We start from the raw sequence: 4992 nt of genomic DNA, 5'->3' as shown, positions 1-4992 counted from the left end.
CGGCAATCAGGGCGATAATGCGCGACACCGCCCGTCGGGCAGCCGTGCGGACGACTGGGCGGGCGTGTCCGAAATAGTGTGTATTGGGTCGGCAGTGTAGAACGGGAGATGTGACGGCAATGGCTACGGATACTCCCCAGCTCCACGCAGCACGTGCCGTCCCCGCGCCGGGCAGCCGGCGGTGACGGGAACCGGCACGGCGCGCGCCCTCGATCCGGAGCGCGGCACCCTCGACAAGGCCGCTGGCGAGAACTTCCCGGTGGCCCCGTTCTTCCTGCCCCGGGCCTGGCGCGCCGACCTCATGGCCGTCTACGGCTTCGCCCGCCTGGTCGACGACATCGGCGACGGCGACCTGGCCCCCGGTGGTGCCGACGCCCGGCTGCTGGGTGTGTCCCCGCAGGACGCCGAGGACCGGCTGGTCCTGCTGGACGCCTTCGAGGCCGACCTGCGCCGAGTCTTCGACTCGACCCCGCGCCACCCCCTGCTGCGCCGCCTCCAGCCGACCGTCCGCCGCTGCTCGCTGACCCCGGAGCCGTTCCTCGGCCTGATCGCCGCCAACCGCCAGGACCAGTTGGTCAGCCGGTACGAGACCTACGACGACCTCCTCGCCTACTGCGAGCTCTCGGCCAACCCCGTCGGCCGGCTCGTCCTCTCCGTCACCGGCACCTCGACGCCCGAGCGGATCCGTCGCTCCGACATGATCTGCACGGCCCTGCAGATCGTCGAGCACCTCCAGGACGTGGCCGAGGACCTCGGCCGCGACCGCATCTACCTGCCCGCCGCCGACATGAAGCGTTTTCACGTCCAGGAGGCGGATCTCGCCACGAAATCCGCCGGAGCGTCGGTCCGTGCGTTGATTGCGTATGAAGCGCAAAGGGCCCGGGATCTCCTGAATGAAGGCGCCCCCCTGGTGGGTAGCGTCCACGGCAGGTTGAAGCTGCTGCTCGCAGGGTTCGTGGCGGGAGGAAGGGCGACGGTCCACGCGATCGCCGCCGCCGAATACGACGTACTTCCCGGCCCGCCCGAGCCCGGCAAGGTCCGGTTGCTGCGTGAGGTGGGCGTGACCCTGCGAGGAGAGGGGTGATCCGGACCGTGGAGTCGGAACCACACGCGTCCCCACCGGTACTCGCCGCCTACAGCTACTGCGAGGCCGTCACCGGGCGGCAGGCCCGTAACTTCGCCTACGGCATCCGGCTGCTGCCGACGCCTCAGCGCCGTGCGATGTCGGCCCTGTACGCGTTCTCGCGGCGGGTCGACGACATCGGCGACGGCGCGCTCGCCCACGACGTCAAGGTCGCGAGGATGGAGGAGACCCGGGCGCTGCTCACCCGGATCCGTGAGGGTGAGGTCGGCGAGGACGACATCGACCCCGTCGCCGTCGCGCTCACGCACGCCGCCGGGGCCTTCCCGATCCCGCTGGGCGGACTGGACGAGCTCATCGACGGCGTCCTGATGGACGTCCGCGGCGAGACCTACGAGACCTGGGACGACCTGAAGGTCTACTGCCGCTGTGTCGCGGGCGCCATCGGGCGGCTCTCGCTCGGTGTGTTCGGCACGGAGCCGGGGGCGCGCGGCGTCGACCGCGCGCCCGAGTACGCCGACACGCTCGGGCTCGCGCTCCAGCTCACCAACATCCTGCGGGACGTCCGCGAGGACGCCGTGGGCGGGCGGACCTACCTGCCCGCCGACGACCTCGCCAAGTTCGGCTGCTCGGCAGGCTTCAGCGGGCCGCGGCCACCGGAGGGCTCCGACTTCGCGGGCCTCGTGCACTTCGAAGTGCGACGGGCCCGCGCTCTTTTCGCCGAGGGCTACCGGCTGCTCCCCATGCTCGACCGGCGCAGCGGCGCCTGTGTCGCCGCCATGGCCGGCATCTACCGCCGCCTCCTCGACCGCATCGAGCGCGACCCGGAGGCCGTGCTGCGCGGCCGCGTCTCCCTCCCCGGCCGGGAGAAGGCATACGTCGCCGTACGCGGCCTGTCCGGCCTGGACGCCCGGCATGTGACACGACGGGCCGTCAGGAGGCGTGCGTGACGAGGGAACGGGGCCAGGAGGAGTCCGGCGGCGACGAGGCGCACGCCGGCCGTGGGACCCGCGACGGGTCGGACCGCACCGACCTCACGGCGCGTGCTCCGCACACCTGCTGGGAGGCCCGCCACGGGTCGGACAGCATCCGCGCCTCGGCGTGCGGCCCGCGCGCCTGCCGGGAAGCCCGGCCGGGGTCTTCCACACTCCGCCGCCCGGCGACCCGGCGTGGCCACGACGCCCTCTTCCGCCACACCGTCGGAGACAAGCGGTGCGCAACCCTCCGTCGCGTCGTCGCGTCCCAGACGGAGACGGCCGGTCCCGCACCGTTCTCGGCGCACGGCCGCCGCGCAGGGGAGGGTGCACGATGACCCACGGCACGCGGTCCCAGGGGCCGGTCGCGGACGGGCGGCACACCGTCGTGGTGGGCGGCGGGCTCGCCGGCATCACCACCGCGCTCGCGCTCGCCGACGCCGGAGTGCGTGTCACGCTGCTGGAGGGCAGGCCGAGACTCGGCGGACTTGCCTTCTCCTTCCAGCGCGGCGATCTGACCGTCGACAACGGACAGCATGTGTACCTGCGCTGCTGCACCGCCTACCGCTGGTTCCTCGACCGCATCGAGGGCGCGGCGCTGGCTCCGCTGCAGGACCGGCTCGACGTACCCGTCCTGGACGTCGCGCGGCCCGAGGGACGCCGGCTCGGCAGGCTGCGGCGTGACGCGCTGCCCGTGCCCCTGCATCTGGGGCGCAGCCTCGCCACCTACCCGCACCTGTCGCTCGCCGACCGCGCCAAGGTGGGCCGGGCCGCGCTCGCGCTCAAGGGTCTCGACCTCGCCGATCCGGCGCTGGACACGCAGGACTTCGGAAGCTGGCTGGCCGCGCACGGCCAGTCGGCACGCGCCGTCGAGGCCCTGTGGGATCTGGTCGGGGTCGCCACCCTCAACGCGGTCGCGGGCGACGCCTCCCTGGGGCTCGCCGCGATGGTGTTCAAGACCGGTCTGCTGTCCGACCCGGGCGCGGCCGACATCGGCTGGGCGCACGTCCCGCTCGGCGAGCTGCACGACCGGCTGGCCCGCAAGGCCCTCGACTCGGCGGGCGTCCGCACCGAGGTCCGTACACGAGTCACCTCCGTCGCCGAGAACGTGGACGGCGGATGGAGCGTCCAGGTTCCCGGCGAGACGCTGGAGGCGGACGCGGTGGTGTTCGCCGTACCGCAGCGCGAGGCCTACGACCTGCTGCCCGAGGGTGCCCTGGACGCCCCCGAGCGCCTCCTGGAGATCGGCACCGCGCCGATCCTCAACGTCCACGTGGTGTACGACCGGAAGGTGCTCGCCCGGCCGTTCTTCACCGCACTCGGCTCCCCGGTGCAGTGGGTCTTCGACCGGACCGAGGCGTCCGGGCTGCGCGAGGGGCAGTACCTCGCCCTGTCCCAGTCGGCGGCCCAGGACGAGATCGACGAGCCCGTGGCCGTGCTGCGCGAGCGGTACCTGCCCGAGCTGGAGCGGCTGCTGCCCCTGACCCGCGGCGCCGAGGTGCAGGACTTCTTCGTCACCCGGGAGCGCACCGCGACCTTCGCTCCCACCCCCGGCGTCGGGCGCCTCAGGCCCGGCGCCCGCACCAAGGCATCCGGCCTCTACCTGGCCGGAGCGTGGACCGCCACCGGGTGGCCCGCGACCATGGAGAGTGCGGTCCGCAGTGGAGTCGGCGCGGCGGACGCCGTGCTGGGCGCCCTGGGCCGGCCCCGCCCACGCCACCTCTTCGAGTTCGAGGAGGCGGCGTGATGCTCGACCACCAGCACCACACGGCAGGCGGCCCCCGCACCTCCGGTACCGCAACAAGAGGAGAGACTGTGCCCACTGTGCCCCCGGCCTCGAAGGCCGCTCGAGAGACCGCGGTGGACGTGACCGCGCTCCTGGAGCGCGGTCGGACCCTGGCCATGCCGGTACTGCGGGCGGCCATCGACCGCCTGGCACCTCCCATGGACACTGTTGCCGCCTACCACTTCGGATGGATCGACGCCCAGGGCAGGCCCACGGCGGGGGACGGCGGCAAGGCCGTGCGCCCCGCCCTCGCGGTGCTGTCCGCCGAGGTCATGTCCGCCGCCCCCGAGACCGGCATCCCCGGCGCCGTCGCCGTGGAACTCGTCCACAACTTCTCCCTCCTCCACGACGACCTGATGGACGGCGACGAGCAGCGCCGTCACCGCGACACGGTCTGGAAGGTGCACGGCCCCGCCCAGGCCATCCTGGTCGGCGACGCCCTGTTCGCCCTCGCCAACGAGGTGCTCCTCGAACTCGGCACCGTCGAGGCCGGCCGCGCCACCCGCCGTCTGACCACCGCCAGCCGCGCCCTGATCGACGGTCAGGCCCAGGACATCTCCTACGAGCACCGCGACCGCGTCACCGTCGAGGAGTGCCTGGAGATGGAGGGCAACAAGACAGGCGCCCTGCTCGCCTGCGCCAGCTCCATCGGCGCGGTGCTCGGCGGCGCCGACGACCGCACCGCCGACACGCTGGAGAAGTACGGCTACCACCTGGGCCTCGCCTTCCAGGCCGTCGACGACCTCCTCGGCATCTGGGGCGACCCGGTCTCCACCGGCAAGCAGACCTGGAGCGACCTGCGCCAGCGCAAGAAGTCCCTGCCGGTCGTGGCCGCCCTCGCGGCGGGCGGCTCCGCCTCCGAGCGGCTCGGCGAGATCCTCGCCGCCGACGCCAAGAGCAGCGACTTCGAGAACTTCTCCGAGGAGGAGTTCGCGGCCCGCGCCGCCCTCATCGAGGAGGCGGGCGGCCGCGAGTGGACCGCCGACGAGGCACGCCGTCAGCACACCATCGCCATCGAAGCCCTCGACGCCGTCGACATGCCCGACCGGGTGCGGGACCAGTTCGCCGCGCTCGCCGACTTCGTCGTCGTACGAAAGAGATGATCACTATCGGTCGAATAGCCCTCGCGTAGTCGCCGGCCGGTGCCGCGA

At 72.9% G+C, this 4992-nt stretch carries 5 protein-coding genes; all 5 read left to right on the top strand.

Annotated elements, in window-relative coordinates; all coding sequences use genetic code 11:
• Positions 1–181: 181 nt before the first annotated feature.
• On the top strand, positions 182–1084 hold the full coding sequence (gene hpnC / locus ACFTZL_RS40735; protein WP_382594362.1) for a squalene synthase HpnC: 903 nt from the start codon (positions 182–184) through the stop codon (positions 1082–1084).
• On the top strand, positions 1081–2031 hold the full coding sequence (gene hpnD, locus ACFTZL_RS40730; RefSeq protein WP_382594359.1) for a presqualene diphosphate synthase HpnD: 951 nt from the start codon (positions 1081–1083) through the stop codon (positions 2029–2031). The genes hpnC and hpnD overlap by 4 nt, the downstream gene beginning before the upstream one ends.
• Entirely contained in the window at positions 2028–2393 is a 366-nt protein-coding gene (locus ACFTZL_RS40725) for a DUF6380 family protein (RefSeq protein ID WP_382594356.1), read from the top strand. Before hpnD ends, ACFTZL_RS40725 begins: the two co-directional genes overlap by 4 nt.
• On the top strand, positions 2390–3802 hold the full coding sequence (gene hpnE, locus ACFTZL_RS40720; RefSeq protein WP_382594353.1) for a hydroxysqualene dehydroxylase HpnE: 1413 nt from the start codon (positions 2390–2392) through the stop codon (positions 3800–3802). Before ACFTZL_RS40725 ends, hpnE begins: the two co-directional genes overlap by 4 nt.
• Positions 3803–3879: 77 nt before the next feature.
• Complete coding sequence (locus tag ACFTZL_RS40715) at positions 3880–4944, top strand: polyprenyl synthetase family protein (protein WP_382594365.1); 1065 nt, start codon at positions 3880–3882, stop codon at positions 4942–4944.
• Positions 4945–4992 lie beyond the last annotated feature (48 nt).

The sequence above is a fragment of the Streptomyces sp. NPDC056948 genome, from assembly GCF_042674225.1.
In the GTDB taxonomy this organism is placed as follows: domain Bacteria; phylum Actinomycetota; class Actinomycetes; order Streptomycetales; family Streptomycetaceae; genus Streptomyces; species Streptomyces purpurascens.
Note: the sequence above shows the minus strand (reverse complement) of the source record. Positions and strands in the feature narration are given on the sequence as shown.